The sequence below is a fragment of the Chryseobacterium sp. MYb7 genome, assembly GCF_002979455.1.
Lineage (GTDB): Bacteria > Bacteroidota > Bacteroidia > Flavobacteriales > Weeksellaceae > Chryseobacterium.
This window is the reverse complement of the sequence record NZ_PCOU01000044.1, coordinates 1-22,804: the sequence shown is the minus strand read 5'-3', so window position 1 is coordinate 22,804 and position 22,804 is coordinate 1. Positions and strand designations below refer to the sequence as shown.

General features: G+C 39.3%; 11 protein-coding genes. All 11 read right to left on the bottom strand.

Going from position 1 to position 22,804, the window contains the following annotated elements:
* Positions 1–80 precede the first annotated feature (80 nt).
* The 11 genes from CQ046_RS22565 to glsA all read right to left on the bottom strand — a co-directional run bounded on the left by CQ046_RS22565 (position 81) and on the right by glsA (position 22,591).
* Positions 81–2,261: a DNA/RNA helicase domain-containing protein gene (locus CQ046_RS22565; protein WP_105704423.1), complete on the bottom strand. Its 2,181-nt coding sequence runs from the start codon at positions 2,259–2,261 to the stop codon at positions 81–83.
* 8 nt (positions 2,262–2,269) lie between these two features.
* The gene (locus tag CQ046_RS22560) at positions 2,270–2,596 is read right to left on the bottom strand and encodes a nucleotide pyrophosphohydrolase (protein WP_105704422.1); all 327 of its coding nucleotides are present in this window, start codon (positions 2,594–2,596) and stop codon (positions 2,270–2,272) included.
* Positions 2,597–2,811: 215 nt separating this feature from the next.
* Positions 2,812–3,363, bottom strand: coding sequence for a hypothetical protein (locus tag CQ046_RS22555; RefSeq protein ID WP_105704421.1), 552 nt, complete (start codon positions 3,361–3,363; stop codon positions 2,812–2,814).
* The gene (locus CQ046_RS22550; protein ID WP_105704420.1) at positions 3,360–4,613 is read right to left on the bottom strand and encodes a phthiocerol/phthiodiolone dimycocerosyl transferase family protein; all 1,254 of its coding nucleotides are present in this window, start codon (positions 4,611–4,613) and stop codon (positions 3,360–3,362) included. Before CQ046_RS22550 ends, CQ046_RS22555 begins: the two co-directional genes overlap by 4 nt.
* Positions 4,610–5,881, bottom strand: coding sequence for a condensation domain-containing protein (locus CQ046_RS22545; RefSeq protein WP_228407029.1), 1,272 nt, complete (start codon positions 5,879–5,881; stop codon positions 4,610–4,612). Before CQ046_RS22545 ends, CQ046_RS22550 begins: the two co-directional genes overlap by 4 nt.
* 15 nt (positions 5,882–5,896) lie before the next feature.
* Positions 5,897–8,299: a glycosyltransferase gene (locus CQ046_RS22540; RefSeq protein ID WP_105704418.1), complete on the bottom strand. Its 2,403-nt coding sequence runs from the start codon at positions 8,297–8,299 to the stop codon at positions 5,897–5,899.
* The gene (locus tag CQ046_RS22535; protein ID WP_105704417.1) at positions 8,292–9,074 is read right to left on the bottom strand and encodes an alpha/beta fold hydrolase; all 783 of its coding nucleotides are present in this window, start codon (positions 9,072–9,074) and stop codon (positions 8,292–8,294) included. Before CQ046_RS22535 ends, CQ046_RS22540 begins: the two co-directional genes overlap by 8 nt.
* Entirely contained in the window at positions 9,065–9,364 is a 300-nt protein-coding gene (locus tag CQ046_RS22530; protein WP_002977699.1) for an acyl carrier protein, read from the bottom strand. Before CQ046_RS22530 ends, CQ046_RS22535 begins: the two co-directional genes overlap by 10 nt.
* Positions 9,352–13,605 (bottom strand): type I polyketide synthase, encoded by a 4,254-nt coding sequence (locus tag CQ046_RS22525; protein ID WP_105704416.1) that lies wholly within the window; start codon positions 13,603–13,605, stop codon positions 9,352–9,354. The genes CQ046_RS22530 and CQ046_RS22525 overlap by 13 nt, the downstream gene beginning before the upstream one ends.
* Before the next feature lie 19 nt (positions 13,606–13,624).
* Positions 13,625–20,650, bottom strand: a complete 7,026-nt coding sequence (locus CQ046_RS22520; RefSeq protein ID WP_105704415.1) for a type I polyketide synthase — start codon at positions 20,648–20,650, stop codon at positions 13,625–13,627.
* A gap of 927 nt (positions 20,651–21,577) precedes the next feature.
* A complete protein-coding gene (gene glsA / locus CQ046_RS22515; RefSeq protein ID WP_105704414.1) occupies positions 21,578–22,591 on the bottom strand; it encodes a glutaminase A in 1,014 nt (337 codons plus the stop codon).
* Between the last annotated feature and the right edge of the window lie 213 nt (positions 22,592–22,804).

Sequence of the window (22,804 nt, the reverse complement as noted above, 5' to 3'; positions counted from 1 at the left end):
TTCAAACTGGAAAAAACTGCAAAAGAAAAACGAATAAATACAAAAAAAATCCGCCTCACTGGTTGTGAGACGGACTCTTTTTATTTTTTCAATACTTTCATAAAAATACCTAGAACTTTAAAATCAATCGTTTCTTCATCTCTAAGAATGATAGGCTCAAAGTTAGAATCGTTGGATTTTGGCAGCAATATTATTTCTTCATGATGCCATCCTTCTTCATCAGTTAATTTTTTGCTGGAATATTCTTTAATAGTGTAATTACTTCCAAATTCTAAATCAGCTATGTTTCTTCCCTCAACTAGAGTGATTAGGCCGTTACGAGAACCTCCATTATATTTTTTGAACAAACAAATACTCCCATTAGGAATGATTTTATTCATAGATTCACCTATTACAGTGCACGCAAAATAATCATCCCTATTGTCTAGATTATCTAGTTCAATATATTTTACATTTTCTAATTCTTGTAATTCAGAAAAAGAGCCTGCCGCAATATTTAGATCGTAGAAAGGAATTGAACTTTCTGTAGGACTATTGGAAGTTTGTATTAATCTTTCTCCAGTAAAAGAAGGATTGTAAGGTTGAATAAACTGATGGAGAAAACGTCTTAAATTTTCATTACATGCATAAATATAAGTGCCTTCTATTCCTCTCAACAATATAGTCTTATAAATATTAATAATGAAATCTAATAATTCTTCTTCATTTTTAATAGAGTTTTTACCATTTTTATCTTTATACTTTTGCTTATCAACAGTAAGTTTTCCGGATGTAAAATCATAGTCCAATTCCGGTCCTATAATAACTCCTGTATAATTTAAATCATAACCTTGTGTGGTATGAATACATCCTACCTCATCAATAGAATTAGTAGAATTTACCCAATCTATAGAAATACTGTTCCATTTTAACTGATTTTCACCGATAATGATATCATAAGCTTCAGTGTTTTTATTTGAAACCCATTCCCAAGCATATCCTGCTACCATTCTTGACAGACCATGTAACTCGTTTTTCTTTTTTATTCTTTTAATCATTTGAGACAAGTCGTCGAAAAGATAAAACTCGTAATCATCGGTTTTATAATGTTGTAAGGGAAGAGTAGAAGGCTCGTCAAAAATTTTGTGAATTAATTTTATATAGTTGTTTCCACCACGCACCCGAAGCTGAGTTTTTAATTTTTCAACCCGTGTGGAAGGGGCTAATTCTAATTTCTTAAAACTTTCTTTAAGGGTGTCCGAAGGTTTTATGGATTGATATTGATCATAAAAAATAATAGATTTATTACTTTGCAGAATAACCCAATCCAATTCTGATGCGGTAAATTTATCTAAACCTAGCTTTTCACAGTTACGATCGAATGTCCCAAAGTATGAACCTAAATTAACTCTTCTTCTTAGGCGATGTCCTTCGTCAACTATAATAAGATCATATTTATTTTGTGCTAAATCTGAAGGTCCTATAACCATTTTTTGTGATAATCCGTTTACATTCTTAAAAACATTAGAAATCGTTTTTCTGAATGATGCCATTGGAATCACCAGTGCCATATTTAAATCTGTAAAACTATCTTTAACCTTCTTTAATAAATCAAATAGCTCCTCATCATCTTCATCAAAATCAGCATAGTTAAAATCTTCCAAATTTGTTTTTAATAATTTAAATAAGAAGATAGCTAAAATGGATTTACCTGTTCCGGCTCCTCCATGGATAAGGCTAACCTTAGCATTTTCATCCAACAAACAGTTTAAAATCATTTTCAAGCCTTTAATTTGTTCCTTGGAAAGTGATTTATAAGGAGAATATTTAAAAAGGTCTGAATTATTGATGTAATCTAGAGAATGTCGGGATATACCTAGTTGTCTGAGTTCATCCCAAATATCTTTGAATAAATCCCAATACACTTTCTTTTTATGATATTGATGATTAGAAATACCAAGGTTACCATTTTGCAAATTGTACTGGCCATCAGCAGAAATGTATTTGATGAGATTCGATTCTAAGTCTAAAGTAGCAGATTTATGAAATAAATCACTTAAGATAAAATTTACAGATGAAAGCTGTCTCTTTTCTTCTGATTTTAAATGCGTATTTATCCTAGTTAATACATCTGTAGTTTCTCCAACGTAAGCGGTTTTAGTTTTTTTATTTTTTAAAAAATAGACTATTGGCCAAGATAGGTAGTCCCTATGATTTTTATTTATTTTTGCTTCTATGAGGCTATCAAAATTGTATTCCTCAGTAATTGTAAAATTCTTCATTTTTTGTATTACAAATCATCATACTTATTTGATTTTCCTTTTGCTTTTTCTACAGGATATTTCTCATTATTTCTCTGTAACTTCTTTAGAATAATGTTATTGATATCTATATTATTTTTATTTGCAAGGAGTAAACCATACATAAATACATCAGCTAATTCTTCTTCCAGTTTATCTTTATCAAAATCTTCGTTTTTCTTCCACAAGAATATTTCTAACAGTTCAGAAGCTTCAATAGATAGGGCTAATGCTAAATCTTTTGAATTATGGAACTGTTCCCAGTCACGATCATCACGAAATTTTAGAAGCTTTTCTACTGTACTTTTATCTATCATGAGTATTATTTAATAAAGTGAAATTTAATTTAACTTTAAAAATAATAAAACTTTAGCATAATTATCTTGAAAGTATAAGTTTATTCTGGAAATTTTGAGTATAAATGTATACGATAATATCAAAAATATTGCAGGTTTCATATCTTTGATAGTATCATATGATACTATCAAAGATAGAAATTTATATTAAAAATATAGAGATTTATTAAAATAAACTATGCATTTAAGTCCATAGTCACAGCCTGCGTCCTCCTACACATCCACTTCCTCAATCTCCACACCGGCAGATACACAAAAACCACAGATAAAATCCCCGCTAGTGTTCCCACTACTACAGCCATTGCCGTAGCATCCAGCTTATAATCTTTTGAGAAATTATACTGCCCTATAAAGAGTAGGGAGAGTACCAATGATCCGGTGATCAGGCCGTGTAGAATGCTTAGCTTGGTCATTAACTTTTTAATATTAAGCTGTTCGTCTACTGTGAATTCTATGGCTTCCTGGCTGGCGGCATCGGTTACTCTTTTGATGATATCGATGGTAAGGACTACCGGAAGGAAGATAGCCATTGGCAGGGTAAGACGGGCCAGGTTTTGGGTTCCTGAGAAAAAATGCGTGTAACCTAACTCTTTGAAGCTGGCATACGCAATAATAAAATTAAAAAATACATTCGGAAGGACATAATACATCGTACGCTTAATGAGAAAGCGTCTGAGGGTGGTTTTTTTGATGAGTTTTGGCTTTGGAGGCTTTATTTTAAATTTCATAGAGAGGTGGTCAATAGCTCAATGGCTTTATCTTTTATCAGATGGGCTTCTTCTTTGGGAAGAAAGTTTTCATTGGACATGAAGGTGAAGTCCATTTCATTGTTGTACGTACTGGTTACTAAAGTGTTTGAGTTCAGCCATGGGAATGCCACGGTAGGACTGATCACGGTTTCAAGTTTGAAGTTTTTATAATCATTCGGAATATTCACCTTTCCCATATTGGATAGGGTTACATCATGTCCGCCTTCGCTGGATTTCAGCATACTGATCATGCGTTCCACAATGGGATGCATATGTTCGCCCATCCACAGGAGTTCACGGGCTTCCATTTTGTTGATTTTCTCAATAAGATCTTTTTTGATATGTTTGGCATTGCTCATCACATCCTTACTGCCTTTTTTCACAGAAAGTTCTACCGTCGGGGCAAAAGCAAACAAATGATCTTCTTTAATTTCCGGAATAAAATGACGTACATCTACAGGACTGATCACCTTTCCTTTGGCACGGTCTCCCTGAATATCACGGAAGGCCTGCATCACAGAAGAACACAGCAAAGCATGCACGGAAATTCCGTTGGCTTTACATTTTTCAGTGATAAGCTTGGTATCTTCTGGTGTCATTTTCCAGTGAATGGCGTAGTTTTTTCCAAGGTTTCTCTTTTTGCTTTTTCGCTGGATAGAAAAGAATATTTTTGCGAAGAGCAGGTAGAGGCTGGCCTTGTATTTTTTGATTCCTGTATTAAAATCTGAAGGCAGGAAATCATTCACAGATTCAAAAGCGACATAAGGAATGAGTGGGGCGTGTGGATTATCCAGCAAACTCAATAGTTCACGCATTAAAGTTACTCCGGTTGTTCCGTCTGAAATACAGTGAGGCATGATCCAAAGGATTTCGGAAGCATCCTGTCCTTTCACCCATACAAGCTCGGCTAACGGTTTTTTAGGATGTTCAAAAAGCTGGAACCACCCGTTTTCAGATTCTTTGAACCAATCTTCGTCTGTCTTGCGTTCCACAATACGAAGGGGAATAGGCTCAATATCCTTTTGTCCCACAAAAAGGGGATAGCGTTCGCTTTTGTGATCAATGGTCGCTCTCAGCAGCGGGTGTTTCTGCTGAATTTGGGCTAAGGCTGTTTTAAAATTCTCTTCAGGAATTTCTCCTTTTATTTTTGCTGTATACACACAGTTTAAAGGGGTTTCAGGATCCACATACATGATCCTTTCCACCATCATTAAGGGTCTTCTGATCATGATACTGCCATTTGTTTCAGTTGTGAATGTATAATCTGTATCACCTCGTCACGGACTGCCAGAGCATCTGTGTAAGGCAAATATCCTTCGCTTCCCATAAATGAAAAATCCATTTCACCACGGTAAGTTGAGGTTACCATCGTTGTTGTATTACCCAAAGGGCCGATCACGGATGGACTAAAAATAGTATCCACCGAGAATTCTTTATACTGATGAGGAATCTGAATGCGTCCCAGATTGGAAAACATACAGTCGTTGGATGATTTTCCGTTCTTTAAAAGCTTGGTGAAATTTTTCAGGGCATCATGTCCGGATTCCATCACCATCATCGTGATATAAGGATTCAGTTTTGAGGTCTTTTGTTCCACCGATTTCTGCATTGCACGAAGGTTGTCTGAAAAACTCAGTTTTTCATCAGAAGAAACCACAATCATCAGCCCGAAAGCGAAAATATGATCTTCCTTGATCTGATTGGCAAAACGTCTGATATCTACCGGACAGGAAACTTTGTTGAAGGATTTTTCACCTCTCACTTTTTTAAAGGCCTGCAATACAGCTGCACTCAAAAATGTGTTCACGGTCACTTCCTGAGATTTGCAGTAGGCAATTAATTCTTTGCTCACCGCTTCATCCAGTTTCCAGTGGATCAGATAGTCATTCTGTCTTTCTACAGCTTTTTTGCCTACCGGAATACATTTGATTGCTGTGGCAGCAAGTCTTCCGATAAACTTAGCTTTCAGTTTCTGTCTGCGGCTGTTCAGAATTTTAGCCGGAACCACATCCTGAATTCCTAAGATGGGGGTTTCAATTCCGATATCAGCAGCCGGATTGTCCAGTACTGCTAAAAACTCTTTTAAAAAAGCCATTGCAGAACCACCATCGCAAAGACAATGGTGGAACGCAAACAGCATGTCAGAAACGTTTTCCCCTTTGATCCAGACAAACCGGATCAGGGGTAATTTTTCATAATTAAAGGTGGTGTTCCATTCTCTCCTGGATTCTTCCTGCCACTGATCTTCCCCTTGTCGGGTCAATATCCTTACAGGAATAGATATAGGTTGTTCAGGAACATTATACCATGGAATATTTTTTTCATCATGGCTGATCAATGCTCTCAGCCATGGATGTTTATTTTGAATCTGAGCCAGTGCCTGCTGGATCTCTTTTAAGGTAAAAGAGCCTCTCAGCCTGAACGCAATGACCGCGTTAAAAGGTTCTGTACCGTCCCCTAATAACATACGTTCACCAAATAGCAATCTTCTTTTCATAGGTTGATTCATAGGCTATACGGAAGCTAATGTTGAATGTTCCTGTACAAAGTTTTCTAACAGTTCTACCGCTTTATCGTTACCTCCTGCAAGGGTAAATGTGTTTCTTACTTCCTGAGCAGCGGTTCTGTATTTCGGATTTTCCAATAATTCAAAAACCGTTTCACGAAGGGCATCTACACGCAGTCTCTTGTATCGGATACTGATTCCGCAGCCTGCCTGCTCAATCAGTTTTGCAATATGGAAATGATCATAGGCGATAGGAGTGATCAACATCGGCAACCCATTACGGAAAGTATCATTAACGGTATTAAAACCACCGTGGCAAATTACCATATCCATTCGCTGCATCACTGCAGATTGAGGTACGAAGCTGTTCACGATGAAGTTATCCGGCCATTCTTCAAAGATTTCCGGTGGAGTAGCGGCAATTACGGTAACCGGCTGGTCTTTAAAGGCAGCGATGATTTTTTCAAAGAACGCTTTTCTGATGTCTACCAACAGTGTTCCTAATGATACAAATATCTTCGGAGTGGTAGATGCATTCAGTTTATCCCAGTCAAATGGAGCATCGTTCGGGCGGCCTTTTACCGGACCTACGAATTTCATATGGGAAGGAACGGTTTCAAAACCAGCAAAGGCTTGCGAAGTAAAGACCATATTCAGTTTATGAGAATGGATGTAAATTCCTTCTTCATGAATGCCTACTTCTTTTTGAAGGTCTTTGATCAGGTTTTGCTGCCATTCCCAGATTTTAGGCGCACTTTTTTCCGTATCTCCCATCACATCCGGTGGAACTGGGGTTGTCGTTACACAAGGAATATTATGTTTGTGAGCGAAAAGAGCCCCTCCGAAAGTGATACAGTCATTCACAATCACATCAGGCATCCAGCTTTCTGTTAATCTGGTTAATCCCGGCATCATCATTTTAGCAAAAGGAACATAGGTTTCTTCCAGTGCCAGTTTCATCACTTCAGGTCCGGAACATGCAGGTCCGTCATCCTGTCTTTTTAAAATACGGGCAATTTCCTCCTGATACGGAACAAGATCTTCTTCAGGATAGAAATAAGATCCTCCTTCGGGAATATGCTTGCTGTCTAAAGGGGTAATTCCGAACCATTTTACTTCGTGTCCGCGGGCAATTAAACTTGCTCCTACACTTAAAGTAGGGCTCACATGTCCGAAAAACGGGGGAACTACGAATAAAAACTTAGACGGTTTTTCAGGTTTTGAAGCCTTTGATATGGCTTGTTCCAATAAGCTAGCTGCTGTAGGTGCACCTCCGGCTTCCACAAAAGATTGTCCTACCTTCTGAGCCGCTTCACGATAGCTTGGATTATTTAAAATCTGTTGTACCGCTTCTCTCAGGTGATTTCCTTTAAATCTGTTAAAATTAAGACGTTCACCTGCTTCTGTACGTACTACACGTCCTGCAACATGCGACTGGTCATATGCAATCGGAATCACTACCAAAGGAATACCATTGGATAATGTTTCAGAAACGGTGTTGTGACCGCCATGGCAAACCACACCATCCAGATGAGGTAACAGATCCAGCTGAGGAACCTGCTGATACACCATAAAGTTATCCGGCCACTGCTCGAAAAGTTGTGGATCGGAAACGACTACAACGGTTAAATCTTCATCTTTAAAGGCATCAACGACCTTTTGGAAAAAGGCTTTTTTATGATCGTGATCGAAGGTTGTACCAATGCTTACCAGGATCTTTTTGTTGTCATTGCTTTTTAATGTTTCCCAGTCGAATTCACATGAAACACGTCTTTCCGTAAGAACCGGACCTGTGAATTGGTATTGAGAGGGTAGATCATCCATTTCGCCAAAGAAGTAATTGGAGGTCAGAACCAATGTCAGCAGATCTGAAGTCGCCAGAGAACGTCCTTCCTGAAACCCCAATTCTTTCTGCAGATCAATGATTTGATTCACTTCCCATTCGTGTACTTTTGGAAGCTCATTCATGATTTTGATGGCTGCCGGAGCCGTAACGGAAGTCGCACAAGGAATTCCTAATGCCTTTGCGGCAACCGGGGCTGCAAATAGCTGATGATCCCCGATAATCAAATCAGGCTGATATGTTTTCAGTAAAGCAACAACTCCATTATAGCAATGTCTGTTCAGCGGGATAAGCACCTCTTCGTAAAGGAACTTAACGCTGTCTATACCATACACTACTTTTTTGGATATAATATCGAGATATTGTTCACTTTCTTTTTTTTCTTCGTCGGTCTGATCGTATTGGATCAGTAATAATTTTCCTCCCTCGGGAAGTTTAGCCTCTAAAGTCGGGTCAAGGCTGATCCAGGCTACTTCATGTCCTCTTTCCAGCAGGGTAGCACCAATGCTTAAGGTAGGGTTGACATGTCCTGTCAATGGTGGAACTATAAATGCAAATTTAGCCATGGTTTTGTGTTAAAATTTTAGATAAAAATTGAGCAATCGTTTCAGCGATACGCTGAGGTTCCTGAATCGGAATATTGTGATCACCCGGAATTAATTCAAGTTCAGACTGGCTGATTTGGGATTGCAGCCACTCACCGGTAGGTCTGCAGTTGGAATCAGCGCCATAAAGCAATAGAGTGGGAGTCGTCAGTTTGCTGAAGTCGGTTTCACCCAGGAAATGTTTTTCCTTAATCATATCTGCTTTAATGCTGGTCTGGTTAAACAGAAATTCATACATACGGTGGTTCTTTTCCATCTGTCTTTTGCCCATCTGCACTTTGGTGGTATCTGTAAAGTTGGCGACGTAATGTTCCAGAAATTCTTTGCTGTATTCATCAATGATGTTACGGGCTTTTTCGTCCTGAGGATCGGGAGCTTCCGTCACTACAAGCTGATTCACGCGATCTGGGTATTCCAAAGCTGTTTTCAGCGCTATAAGGCCTCCGAAGCTATAGCCTACAAGGTGTACTTTTTCCAGTTGAAGGTGATCTATTAAACCTATTAAATCGGATGACATGTTGTCAAGATCGTACCCATCCAAAAAGCGTTCACTCATACCGTGACTCTTCAGATCGTACATCACCACATGGAAATGCTTTGCCAGCACAGGGGCAATATTAAAATAATAAATGGACAGGTTACTGAACATACCGTGGATGAGTACCACGGTTTGTTCGGCTCCTTTGTTGAGTTCCTGTATATGAACTTGTCTGTTATTGACAGTGATTATTGGCATTCGTAGATATAATTGATGATCATACTAAGGTCAAGATTAATCAGCTGGTCAAGATCCATAGATGATAACCAACCCGTAAAGTCGATCTGATCGCCAAAATGCGCCTTGATCTTTTCAGAGAAAGAGACAATTTCAATGCTGTCCATTTCAAGATCTTTGGTGAATGAACTTTCAGGAGTAATATCCATCTCTTCTACAAATTCAGCACCTATCACTTCAGTAATAAAACCTTTTAATAAAGTAAAAAGTTCTTCGTGGTTCATTTTTAATGTTGCGTTTACAGTGTCCATCCGATAATATAATTTTTATGTTTAATAGTTTTGATTTCAATGTTGTTGATCCACAGGTGATCGTCTTTTATCACTTCGACTTCGAAGGCTTTAGGATTTCCTTTCAGTCCTGTTCCCAGGAATTTTCCGTAAGCTTCCTTGGCTACCCAGAATCGGGTGGTCCATTCTGCCTGATCTCTGTCTTTTAATAAGGCTAATTCTTTGTCGGTAAATACCATGTCATAGAATCCTGAACTGCGTTCTTCCATCAGTTCCATATCGATTCCTACAGATTTTCCATATCTCGCAATTCCCACGGCTTCTTTTCCTTTGTGAGCCAATGAAATATGAATGTCTTCTGTAAAATCACTGATGAGGTAAGGTTTCCCCACTTCATCGGAACGGATTTCAAAGGTGATCGGGAAGCAGGCATGATTCTTTTCCTGACGGAGAAGGTTTCTTACAGCATCTTTCACCGCCACACGGCTTACCATCCAGTTTTTTTTCTTGTTGGGTAATAACTGCTGGTGATGCTGTTTTTCCGTTTGGTTGAAATATCTTTTCAGGATAAAATCCCATGAAGCAACTCTGGTGTAAGCTTGGTGGAAGAAGAAAACTTCAGGAGCAATCTCTTCCGAAAGTCTATTGTGCAGCGGTGACATGGAAACATTCCATAAAGCGGCATCAATTTCCAGTCTTCTGTTCTGCCAGCCGGTAATGGCGCACCAAACTTTTCCGTCTCTTTTCAGGATGATATCGGCGATGGCAAATTCATCATTAAGTTCGGTCAGCATACAGGTACATTCAAAAATACCTTCCTGGTCATGCATATCTCCGAAGAATTCAATATCTCTGATTTTCACAGGAAATGCAATACGGTCTTTCACCAAAGTAAGCTGAAGCCAGAGTCCGAATAACTGTCCTGCATTATCAAGCAAAGAACCTTTGCCGCCGTTTCCTTTTATTTTTCCGATGATTCCTTTGTCACCAACGGCTGAAATTTCAGTGATTCCCTGGTATTTATCTCCATGGAACATATGCATGTCATAGATCTCTTCAGGGGTTCTTTCAATAGGCAAAAGATTACCAATGGAAAGATTGAAATCAGGGGTTGGAACAGGAGCAGATTTTAAGACTACTTCTGCGTTGGCAAAGTTTTCAATATCGAGATAAGCATGATTAGGTGAACGCCATTCTCCTTTTACGGTTTTTTCGAAAGGTTTGGCTACGTTCATCCATTGGAATACACTTACGTTCATGATTTTATGAACCTGTGTTCCCGGAATTTCCGCTTCTGCAATTTCTGCAAGCTGTTCAAAGATCATCGTCATCGGAATTACCGGTTCCATATCTGCTACATGAGCCCATCCTTTAGGCTGTCTCAATAAGCTGTGATCGATCAGGTAAGGATGACTTTCTAAGGTTACGTACAAATCTTTTGAGAAGGTTGTGCTTCTTGCTGGTTTTGGAGCTGCATGGGTTACAGGCGCAGGACTTTGGATGGTAATTTCCGGACGGTTCTGGAATAAAGTTAATACTTCTTCCTGCATACGAATCATATCCGCAACGTTTTCCTGGAATGCCTGTACCAGCGGGTGACCGCTTTTTGTGGCAATAGCCGAAGCTGTTGTTGTATATTGTTTTGGCGTGTCAAAAGATTGAGCCAACGCTTTTACTTCTTTAAAATTACGGATAATAGGAGAACCTAATTCCAGCTTAATGCCTTTTCCTGAAGGTCTTTTCGAATGATTCTGAATCTCCAGAAAATCAAGGGCAATTGTTTTTCCTTCTACAAATAAAGAAGCCACTACACGCTGTAGTTGTGCTAATGCAGAACGGGTTGGAACGCTGGAAGCAATGGTACTGAAGGCTTTCCCCTTCAAAGTATCATCAATAAATCCAATCAGTCCTCCTGTACCGACCTGAATGAAAACTCTTGCGCCTTCTTCGTATAATTTATCTGTCAGTTCACGGAAACGAACGGGTTCTACCAAATGCTCTGCACTCAGTTTTCTGATCGCTGCCTGATCTGCAGGATATGGCTCTAAGGTGGTAGCAGACCATAATGGTATTTTTGTCTGCTGGAACTGTGCTTTTTCCATTCCTGCAAGGATCACATCCAGTTTATCAGCGATAAAAGGAGAGTGGAATCCTGACTGGAACGGCAGTACCTGATGGAAGATCTGTTTTGCTTTTAACAAAGGCACCAATTCATCCAAAGCTGCATTGCTTCCGCAAAGAATCACCTGATTAGGACAGTTGTCATTGGAAACATAAAGGTTTGAAATTTCAGCAATAAAAGGTTTTATCACCTCAATTCCGGCTCCTATGGCGATAAACTTGGAGTCTTTTAATTCAAAAGTTTCAGGATTCAGCACATCAATTAAAGCTTTTACAGAATTGGCTTCCGCTAATTCTGAAGAGTAGCCAGCCAGCCATTCTCCTAAACTGTGTCCGGCATTCATATCTGGGATAATTCCCAGTTTTTTCAGTGAATTGTCAAGGATACTGCAGTTGTTGAAAATGTTTAAAGCATCCGTTAGAAGACCTTCACCTTCCGTTTCGATTGGCGCTGTCAGTCCGAAATAACGGCTTACCGTTTCTACTTCACCTTTTGCCAGACCATCTAAGCCCGGAAATACAAAGGCTACTTTACCACCATCCTTTAATAATGGGGTAGAAGTGTACCAAATATCCTGTTTGTTTTTCCAGATGATGTTTTTGGAAACAATTTTAATGGCTTTTTCTACTCTTGCGGGTGTTGGATCGAATATAGCCACTCTGAAATCTCCTTCACCAATGGCTGTTTCATTATTTTGTAATGCGGAAAGCAGTTGTTCATGAGTAGGTCTGGCCAATATCAGTACATGGTCTTTTTTAGGCATATCATACCCTTCCAAAACAACATGTGCATTGATTCCTCCGAATCCGAAAGCATTCACTGCGGCTACTTTTGGAAGCCCTGTTTTTGACCAGTTTTTGGCTTCCTGTACAGGCTCAAACCTTGTGTTCTGCATCTCCGAAGTCGGATTTTCGCAATATAAGGTCGGTGGTAAAATATCGTGATGTAATGCTAAACAGGTTTTAATCAGTCCGGCAATTCCTGCTGCCGGCATAGCATGCCCGATATTGGACTTTACAGATCCGATACCCGCAGCCGGTGCTTCTTCTTCTTTCCCGAAGAATTGGGCTAAGGTCTGAAGTTCTGTTTTATCTCCAAGGGGAGTTCCTGTGCCATGAGCTTCAAGATATCCCACTTTATTTTTATCTAAATCAGCATTCATCCATGCCTGTTCCAGTGCTTTCAACTGACCTTTTACAGATGGACTCATCACGCTGGTGCCGGTACCATCACTGCTTACGCCTACTCCTTTGATCACAGCATAGATTTTGTCCTGATCCCGAATGGCATCTTCCAGTCTTTTTAGTACAACAAAACCACATCCTTCACCAATCAACAGACCATCAGCATCACTACTGAACGGTTTGATTTGTTGTTGGCGTGACATGGCTCCCAGCTGAGCAAAAATACTCCAGAAAGCAGCATTCTGTCCTGTGTGCACACCTCCTGCGATCATAATATCGGAACGACCTCTCTGAAGTTCCTGTACGGCATGATCTACAGCAATCAATGCAGAGGCACAAGCGGCATCTACAGTGAACGCAGCGCCTCCTAAATTGAAGCGGTTGGCAACAAGAGAGGCAACAAGATTGGGAATTAATCCCATCGCAGTATCGGCTGCAAAACGTCCTTTGCGCTGTTGAAAAGCATGTTTTACTTTTTCAATATCTGCAGAAGAAACCTGAGGCAGCAATTCCTGTAACAATGAAGAAATCTGTTCTCCTGTTCTTACAATTTCGATGGCACGGGTAGCACCCGGACCTGTGTAATTTCCTTTACCAATGATGATTCCCGTTTTTTCAAGGGAAGTATTCTTTTGAAATACGCCTGCATCTTCCAGTGCTTTCTGTACCAGATCAAGGGTAAGCAAATGGTCAGGTTCCGTTCCTTCAACAGCCAATGGCAGAATACCAAATGCAGTAGGATCGAAAGTATAGTCAGGGATAAATCCTCCACGCTGACAGTAAAAACGGTCAACGGGACTTGTCGCATCACTGAAATGAACCGGATCTATCCGATCCGCCGGAGCGAGTTCGGTAGAATCAACTTTATTGACAATATTCTGCCAAAAAGTGTTGGCATCCTGTGCCCCGGGAAAGACACAGGATAGACCAATTACAGCAACATCTGTTTGTTTCATATTGAGTTTATGCAGCGTTTTACCAATTATTTCCTGACATGATCAGCACCTGGCTTTCTGTTCCGTATTTAATCTCGTTAAGGAAGATTTCTTTTCCTTCATCCAATGGAATCATGGAAATACCTCTGCGCTCGTACTCTGATTCTAGGGTGGAAGAAACCATTCCGGCACCTTTCCATGGTCCCCAGTTGATAGAGATTACTTTTCCTTTTAATCTTTTGTTTAAAGCATTCGCATAATCATCCAGTACACTGTTGGCCGCTGCATAATCTGTCTGGCCTTTATTACCGTACACGGAAGCAATACTTGAGAACAGTACCACAAACTGGCAGTCTGAACGAAGCTGTTCTGCCAATACACGAAGTGGTTTCACTTTGGTATCAAATACACGTCCGAAAGAGCTTGTTGTCTTTTGTTTGAATAATTTATCTTCTAAAAGACCTGCTCCATGAATCACTCCATCCAGACGGTTGTATGTCTCATAGATACTGCTGATCAGATTACTTAATCCTTCTTCGTCACAAAGATCCAGTGATTGATAAACGATGGTATTTCCAAGGTTTTCCATATCAAGAATGGTGCGCAGGATCTGATTGTTTTTGAAAATTTTCGTCGTTTCTTTTTCTATTTCTGAAGGAGAAGTGAATTGACCAGACTTAATCAGGAAACCTCTGATTTCTTCTTTGGTTTTCATTCCCTCAAAATCTTTCGCAGAAATATCATTTCTTGGATCCGCTGATCTTCCTACCAGAATATAAGTACAAGGATACGCCTGAGACATGTGTTTTACCAATTCGGCAGTGATTCCCTGTGCGCCTCCCAATACCAATACCACAGATTTTTGATCTAATTGGATATGAGCTTCATTCAAGCTTGTTGATAATGGAGAAGGAATTATGTCTACCTGGTGTCTCTGATCGTTTTTATAAATCACCTCAGCAGGTTTATCATTGGTAAGGATTTCTTTCAACGTAATTTCAGCAATCTGATCTACTTCCTGAGGCGTACTAAGGCTGATTAATCTACAAGTTGTATTATCAAATTCTCTTGCTAAACTTTTGAAAAGTCCCGGATATCCCTGATGATGACGTAATATGCTTGCATCTGTAATTTCCTGAAGGTGTGCTGGAATATCTGAAATAAGATATACCCATTTTGCTTTATCAAAATCCAGTTTTTTGATCAGATCTACGTGATCGATGATGCTTGGTTTGTCAGCAGCAGAGAATAGGTCTAACATAATTAATCCGTCAATATGGGAAAGATCTTTTTCAGTATCTATTAACTCTACAATAGCTCCATGCTTTTCTAATGCATCTTTGATTGCTGAGGTTTGTTGGTTGTCATCTTGTGTGATGGCAAAGCGTTTTCCCTGCAATACTTCTGTATTTTGTATTAAAAAAGCATCGGTAGGAGTGATATCAAAACGAAGACGTGAAAGTACATTCTGAACAGGTTCTGCAGTACTGTCTTCTTTCGCTTCCTGTGGAGTTTCGTTGGTTTCACCATTCATTTCGCTGATCCAGCTTGCCAGACCACGAAGGGTTTTAATAGCAGCCAGTTTTTCCATCACATCATCTGCCTGTTCAAGGTTTTGACCAAAACCGATCTTGGTTTTAAGATCGCCGATGATTTCCATACGTTTGATGGAATCTATACTTAAATCCGCTTCCAGATCAAGGTCAAGGCCTAACATTTCTTTTGGATATCCTGTTTTTTCACTTACTATATTCAAAATAGCATTTTGAAGGTCTTCAAGAGAGAATGCCGGCTGAGTTTGTGATTTTGAAACTGCAGGTTCAGCTGCTGTTCCGTTTTTTTCAGGCGCAGCAGTTGTTTCAGCTCCTGAAAATTCAGTAAGCCATGAAACTAATCCGCTTAATGTTTTTATTCCTGCAAGCTGCTCCATAACGGTATCTTCATTGGTATTTCCGTTACCCAGAGATCCCAGTTCATTGCGAAGTGTTCCGATGATTTCTACTCTTTTAATGGAGTCAATACTTAAATCAGCTTCCAGATCCATTTCCATACCCAGCATTTCCTGAGGATATCCTGTTTTATCACTTACTACCTGAAGTAATAAGGATTTGATATCTCTTGACGGAGCTTGTTTTACAGGAGCCACAGCTACTGGTTTTTCCTGATGAACAGGCTGAACCGGAATGGTAGATATGGGCTGGTGTGCAGCAGCTGGTGCTGGTGAATGGTATACAGGAGCAGGGAATGCCTGAGGATTCTGTCCCATAAAGGAAAGCATCACATCACGCTGTGCCTGTATCATTAATTTCATGCTGTTCAAATATTCCTGCAACATGCGTTCAGCAGTAGACTGAGCTTCCGTTGCGGGTGCCTGTGGGTTATTCGTAAAGTTGTTCATGGGAATTGGGTTTATAAGTGGCAATGCACCATTAGATGGCAGATTACCAGTTGTTGGGTGGGCTGTTTGCCCGTTAACACGCCAGATAGCAGGGCTTTTCTTGTAAAGCTCAGGCTGGTTAAGATCAATGATCGTAACACTTCTGCCGTCAAAAAGTTTATCAATGTTAAAGCTTCTGCCTGTACCTAAATATTGTGCCAGCATGCAAAGCAGGTGACTGAATTTATTACGGCTGTTGTCTTCAACATACAAGGTCAGCTGGTCTTTTTCCAGGCATGATTTGGTCAATCCGGTAAGTACTTTTCCTGGTCCTACTTCGATGAAGATTCTTGCACCATCATTGTACATGGCCTGAAGCTGTTCTACAAATCTTACAGGTTGTACCAGATGGTCAGTAAGTCTTTCTTTTATTTCTGATGGATTTGAAGGATATACTTCTGCTGTAGTATTAGACCATACAGGAATCTGCATTTCCTGGAAAGGAACGTCTTTTAAAACTTCTTCATACAAACCTTTTGATTTTGCCAATAACGGGCTGTGGAATGCACAGGCAACCTCCAGTTTTTTAGCAGAAATGCCTTCCTGTTTAAGAACTTCCAATAATTTATTGATGGCTTCCGTACATCCAGCGATTACACATTGAGTAGGTGCATTGAAGTTCACAGGATAACATCCTTCTACTTTTGCAATAATTGGCTGTAAACGTTCCGGAGTAGCACTTGCTGCCAGCATTGAACCGGGATCTCCGCCTTCTACTGAATCTAAGATAGACTGCGCTCTCTTAACACTTAAGTCAACCAGTTTATCTTCTCCAAATACTCCTGCAAAGCATAAAGCTGGTATTTCACCATAGCTGTGACCTGCCAGCATATCCGGAATAATACCTAATGATTCTAAGAATTTAGCCAATGCAAGGTCTACAATTCCTAAAATGGGTTGTGCTAAACGGGTATCTTTTATGGTTTCTTTCTGTTGTTTTAAATCAGTATCATTAAAGGTTTTAGATGGGAAAACTACTTTTTCAAGTTCAGGATACTCATCAATAATCTTACGCATAGCCGGGAAAACCACAAATAAGTCACGTGCCATATTGATTCTCTGGCTACCTTGTCCAGGGAATGTGAAAGCTACTTTACCTTCTTTTTTGTTAACTGTAAAGGTGTCTTTTGTCTCAATCCCTAGCAGTACCAGTTCAAGCTTCATCATCAGGTCTTCAGCAGTGTCAGCAACAATGCTGAACTGGATTGACTTTTCTGAACTGATGCTTAAACTGTAAGCGATATCTTTTAATGGAATACCATCGTTAATTTCTAATAAAGCCTTAACCTTGCTTGATTCTCCTTTGGCTTCTTCATAGGTGTCTCCACGGAACACAAATAATTCTGAAGGCCATGACTGCATTGCGATTGAATTATCCTGCTTTGGATGGTTAGCAATGACTGTATGGAAATTGGTTCCTCCAAACCCGAAGGCACTGATTCCTGCATAACGGTTCTTCTCGCCCCACAATCCACTTTCTGCATGGAATGCAAATGGGCTGGTTGCTGCATTATAATACGCATTAGGCTGCTGAAGGTGGAGGGTAGGTGGTTTTACTCCATGATATACAGCAAGTGAAGCTTTGATTAATCCAGCTAACCCTGCCGCACACTTGGTATGCCCGATCTGTGTTTTCACAGAGCCTAAATGCGTCTGTCCAGGTAATGCTCCTGAACGGCTGAATAAATTGGTCAGAGCACTTAATTCGGTTTTGTCACCTACTACTGTTCCTGTACCGTGAGCTTCTACAAGACCAACGGAAGCAGGACTGATCCCAGCCTGGGAATAAGCACGCTCTAAGGCCCTTACCTGACCTATTTTTCTAGGAGCCGTTAATCCTAATGCTTTACCGTCACTGGATCCTCCAACTCCTTTGATTACTGAATAAATACGGTCACCATCACGGATAGCATCCTCATATCTTTTTAAAACAAGGATGGCAATACCTTCTCCAAGAGCGATACCGTCTGCATCACCATCGAATGTAGCACATCTTCCTTTTCTGGATAGAGCATGCGTGCTGGAGAACATCAGGTAATCATTGATTCCGTTGTGTAAATCTGCTCCTCCTGCAAGTACCATATCCGATTTTCCTAATACAAGTTCCTGACAGGCAAGATCGATGGCTGCCAAAGAAGAAGCACAGGCTGCATCTACTGTAAAGTTTCTACCTCCAAGATCCAGTCGGTTTGTAATTCTACCTGCGATTACATTCGCCAGAATACCAGGGAAAGAATCTTCAGTAGTATGGGGGAAAGCTTCTTTTACTTCTTCGTGAAGTTCTCCGAAAACCTGCTTATAATATCCTCTGAAACTATAGCTGTTGGCAAGATCATTACCTCCTTCAGCACCTATAATGACAGAAATGTTGTCTCTGTTGATGTGTTTTTCACCATATCCGGCATCTTCCATCGCACGCTTAGCTACCAATAAGGTTAACAACTGTGTAGGTTCAATAGCGGCAAGTGATTGTGGCGGAATTCCGAATGCTAATGGATCGAAATCAATTTTTGGAATGAATCCTCCCCATTTTGAATGAGATACATCCGATTCGTTGGAATCCGGTTTATAATAAAGATCTTTATTCCATCTTTCATCCGGTACTTCGGTAACACTGTCTTTTCCTAAAATGATATTTCTCCAGTATTCATCAAGGTTTTTAGCACCTGGGAAGATACACTCCATTCCTACGATAGCAATATCCAGAGGTTTTTCTACAGATACCGGTTCTTCCGGTAACGCTGCTTCCTGAATATGCTCATAATTGTCTACCACACTTTGATGAAGAGCTGCCAATGAGATCACACGGTTATGCATTGTGGCAACCTGACCAATCATGTACATTCCTAAGTCTAATTGGTCATCTTTAGGAATATTAACTAATTTATCACCCTGACGTTCTATCCCTTTAGCGGCAATACGTAAACGACCTACATTTAATTTTTCAAGCTGTTCCCATACTTGTTTTTTGTCCATTCCGGCAGCAAGAAGTTTTGCTTTTTCGGTATTGAAATGGTTGGCAAATGCAGTATTTAAACAACGGGTTTCATGTCCCGGAGCTGTTTCCAGTAAAACGGTATCTTTAGCCTGCATAGCCTGAGCCTGGAATTCCTCCTGAATAGCCCCGGTTTCTACAGCTTCATGCGTATACAGATAGGCAGTACCCATCAATACCCCGATTTTTACTCCTCTTGCAGCTAATGGTGCAGCCATGATGGAAACAAACGCGGTTGAAAAAGGGTTATGAATTCCTCCTGCAAAAAATACACTGATGTTTTCAGGGTGGTCTTCTTTCAAGATACGTTCAATTTGTTTTTCCCAAAGAACTGTACTTGAAAGAGGGCCTACGTGGCCTCCGCATTCACGTCCTTCAAAAATGAAGTTTTTAGCCCCTTCTTTCAGGAAAATATCCAGAAGGGCAGGGGAAGGAACATGTAAGAATGATTTTATTCCGGCTTTTTCAAATACTTTGGCCTGAGCGGGTCTTCCGCCTGCAATCAAAACGACTGGAGGTTTTGCTTCTAATATATATGATGTCTGTTCGTCTCTTAATTCCTGTGGTGCAAATCCTAGAATTCCTACACCCCAAGTTTTATCACCAGCCAGTTTTTTAGTGTCCATTACCAAAGATTTTGCAGATTCTCCTTTCAGTAAGGATAGAGCAACAAAAGGTAATGCTCCGGCATCAGCTACTGCATTGGCAAATGAAGGAACATCACTCACACGAGTCATTGGACCCTGAGCGATGGGATATCGCAGACCCAGTTCCTGAGCTAAAGCGTTGTTTTTATCAACTACTTTCAGTGCTTTTGCCTGCTTCAGATGTCCATACATGGCTTCTTTGATACCGAAAATAAGTTTTTTCAGTGTTTTGAAATCCTCATACAGATCCGTTGCTAATGAAATATCTTGTCCCATAGGGATATAGCATGTACTAAGGTCAAAACCTGTAAAATATTGTTTCAGATCTTCAGCGGTTGCATTTTCAGGTAAAGCCGGTGAGTTGGGTCTTACCAATACACGATGGTTGGCAATTACCTTAGTTTCTGTACCATTCAGTTTTGAGCATACTTCTTTCAGCTCTTTAGGAACCGAACTTTCCGGGAACAAAGCCAATTGGCTGTCCAGTACGATTCCTGCTGCTCCCAAAGCTTTTGATGCCGCTGCGGTATGGAGACCTATTCCTCCCTGTACCCACACCGGAATGCTTTGGATTTCTTTGATCACACGCTGGAATAATACAAACGTGGATTCATAGCCTACTAATCCGCCTGCTTCATTTCCTTTGATAATGATTCCTTCTGCTCCCGACTGTTCGGCTTGTCTGGCTTCTTCCAAACTACTTACCTGATATATTGCAGGCAGGCTGGAGGGTTTAGACATTCCAAACGGAAGGATCGCAAATCTTACTTTTTCAGAAATTTGAAGAGAGGCGAAATTGTCATTAGAAAAATAAATACCATACGATGGTACGTTTATCTGGTCAAGTTGATGTAACGCTTCCTGTGCAGTTGTTATCTCATTTCCTAAACTCAAAACGGGAAATGCACCCGCCTGATGCAGTTTAGATATAAGGTTAACGTCTGGTTTTTCAAAAGGCGTCAGTCCAATAATGGGTAAGTTTTTCATGGCGTGATAATTATTGAATGATAGCAAGAGATTCATAACAAAAAAATGATGTGCCTTTCGGTAATAAGGCAATTGCTTTTTTTGTTATGATATAATAAAATTGGTTTTTGTTAAATCGTTAACGGGTTGAATCGTTTTTTGATAATTATTCAATAATCTATTACTTATCAATAGATTGTCTGATAGTAGGGTGATCTCCGGTTTTTCAAAAGGCATTAGCCTGATTTTAGTCAAGTTTTTCATAGCATTTACGGTATAGAAATGATTAATGATATCTCATAACAAAACATCAATACCATCGGTGTAAACAATGATATCCCGTTATGAGGAAATAAAAATAATAAAATTATAATATATCTTCAATCATAAATGTTATTTGATAATGATTTTTTAATAGAAAAATATCAATTGTTCAAATGCTATTAAAGTATATTTATTATTTTCTTATTCTTAGAAACGTGACGATACAATCTTAGTAATTTTAATTATAAATAGTTATAGTTAAAAAAATGTTAAGCAAATATAGTAATAAAAAATAAAATATTTCAAAAAAGGGAGATTTGTTTTCGGGTATATTACAAAAAGATAATATACCATGAATAAGGTTCGAAAATGAAAGAATGGCCTTTATCAATCTGATAAAACGGATATGCGAATTTATGTAAAATTAATCAATATATTGTGATTTAATCTGAATTATTTGTGAATTTTATCTATCTTTTTGATAAATAAACAGATAGGGATTTTAACAAATAATTAAATTATCTTTTCGAAATTCATAAAAAAACAGTAAGTACTTGATATACTTACTGTTTTTGAATGTGCTAATCGTTAAGGGTTTTTATGATTAATAACCCTTAGAAGGTTGTTTTGGATCAATTATAGACCCATATTATTTATTGGGTGTAAATGAATGGATTGTCAAATTTAAAAAATACTTAATCTGTATTGTTTTGCCAGATCTAAAATCATGTGATATCCTGCCAGTGAATTTCCATGTTGATCTAACGAAGGACTAAATACACCAATTCCCATTTTTCCCGGAACGCTTACGGTAATTCCGCCTCCTACACCAGATTTGCTTGGTAAGCCCACCGTTCTGGAATATTCTCCACTGAACTCATACATTCCGGCTGTCAGCATTTGTGATTCTACCAGTTTTGCCATGTCGGCATTTTTGTAAGTGGAATCTCCGTCAAATCTTACACATTGGTTGGCAAAGAAATATCCTATTTTGGCAAGATCTTCTGCTGTAAGCTCAATAGAGCATTGTTTGAAATAGTTATCCAGCTGGTCTTCATTCCCTGAAATCAGCCCACTGTTTTTCATAATATAGAACATACCACGGTTACGGTGTCCCGTTGATTTTTCAGATTCGTAAACAGATTTGTTGTAGTCAATTGTTTGGTTTTTGGTAATATATCTTACCATATCCAGTATTTTAAGGAATGGTTTTTCTCCGTCTCCTGAAATAAGTGAAGTCGTAAGGATTGCTCCGGCATTCATCATTGGATTAAGCGGTTTTCCTGTTATTTCCAGATTGGAAAAATGATTGAAGGGTTTATCGGAACCGAAATATCCCATTTTGTCAAAAATATGAGCTTCTCCCTTTTCATTTACAGCCACCATTAATGATATGATTTTAGAGATACTCTGCATAGTAAACTTTTTACTAACATCTCCTGTGTTGAATACTTTACCGCTTTTGTCTACTACGGAAAAAGCAATGGCTTTAGCGTCCATTTTCCCCAGTTCAGGAATGTAATCTGCTACTTTGCCCTGGCTGTAATAAGCTCTGTTTTTTTCCAGAATGGTATTTAGTGTTTTCTCTGAAATTGTTGAGATATCTACTGTTTTCTGAGCGTAAACAGTTGTGTTCAGTGCTAAAAAAGCCACAGTACAGATTCCTTTTACAGTTGATATAAAGCTGTTGTTTTTCATGCGGATGATCTTCAAATAAAATGTTTATGATATAACCTGAGGAAACAAAGATAAAGTATTTTTAATATTATGAAGCGTTCTCTTTTTTGAGTATTGAAGAGGAGGAGTACTATGTCTCTACATGAAATCATACAATGAACCTGTTTAAACTTTTTAGAGAAAGAGTTTCCAGAAAATTAGCAATTTAGAGTTGCAAAAAAAAGAACTAAAATC

What these genes read in the sequence shown, in the direction of transcription:
- glsA (WP_105704414.1), bottom strand. Translation starts at nt 22,591, where the DNA reads ATGAAAAACAACAGCTTTATATCAACTGTAAAAGGAATCTGTACTGTG.
- CQ046_RS22560 (WP_105704422.1), bottom strand. Translation starts at nt 2,596, where the DNA reads ATGATAGATAAAAGTACAGTAGAAAAGCTTCTAAAATTTCGTGATGAT.
- CQ046_RS22555 (WP_105704421.1), bottom strand. Translation starts at nt 3,363, where the DNA reads ATGAAATTTAAAATAAAGCCTCCAAAGCCAAAACTCATCAAAAAAACC.
- CQ046_RS22550 (WP_105704420.1), bottom strand. Translation starts at nt 4,613, where the DNA reads ATGATCAGAAGACCCTTAATGATGGTGGAAAGGATCATGTATGTGGAT.
- CQ046_RS22525 (WP_105704416.1), bottom strand. Translation starts at nt 13,605, where the DNA reads ATGAAACAAACAGATGTTGCTGTAATTGGTCTATCCTGTGTCTTTCCC.
- CQ046_RS22535 (WP_105704417.1), bottom strand. Translation starts at nt 9,074, where the DNA reads ATGCCAATAATCACTGTCAATAACAGACAAGTTCATATACAGGAACTC.
- CQ046_RS22545 (WP_228407029.1), bottom strand. Translation starts at nt 5,881, where the DNA reads ATGAAAAGAAGATTGCTATTTGGTGAACGTATGTTATTAGGGGACGGT.
- CQ046_RS22530 (WP_002977699.1), bottom strand. Translation starts at nt 9,364, where the DNA reads ATGGACACTGTAAACGCAACATTAAAAATGAACCACGAAGAACTTTTT.
- CQ046_RS22520 (WP_105704415.1), bottom strand. Translation starts at nt 20,650, where the DNA reads ATGAAAAACTTACCCATTATTGGACTGACGCCTTTTGAAAAACCAGAC.
- CQ046_RS22540 (WP_105704418.1), bottom strand. Translation starts at nt 8,299, where the DNA reads ATGGCTAAATTTGCATTTATAGTTCCACCATTGACAGGACATGTCAAC.
- CQ046_RS22565 (WP_105704423.1), bottom strand. Translation starts at nt 2,261, where the DNA reads ATGAAGAATTTTACAATTACTGAGGAATACAATTTTGATAGCCTCATA.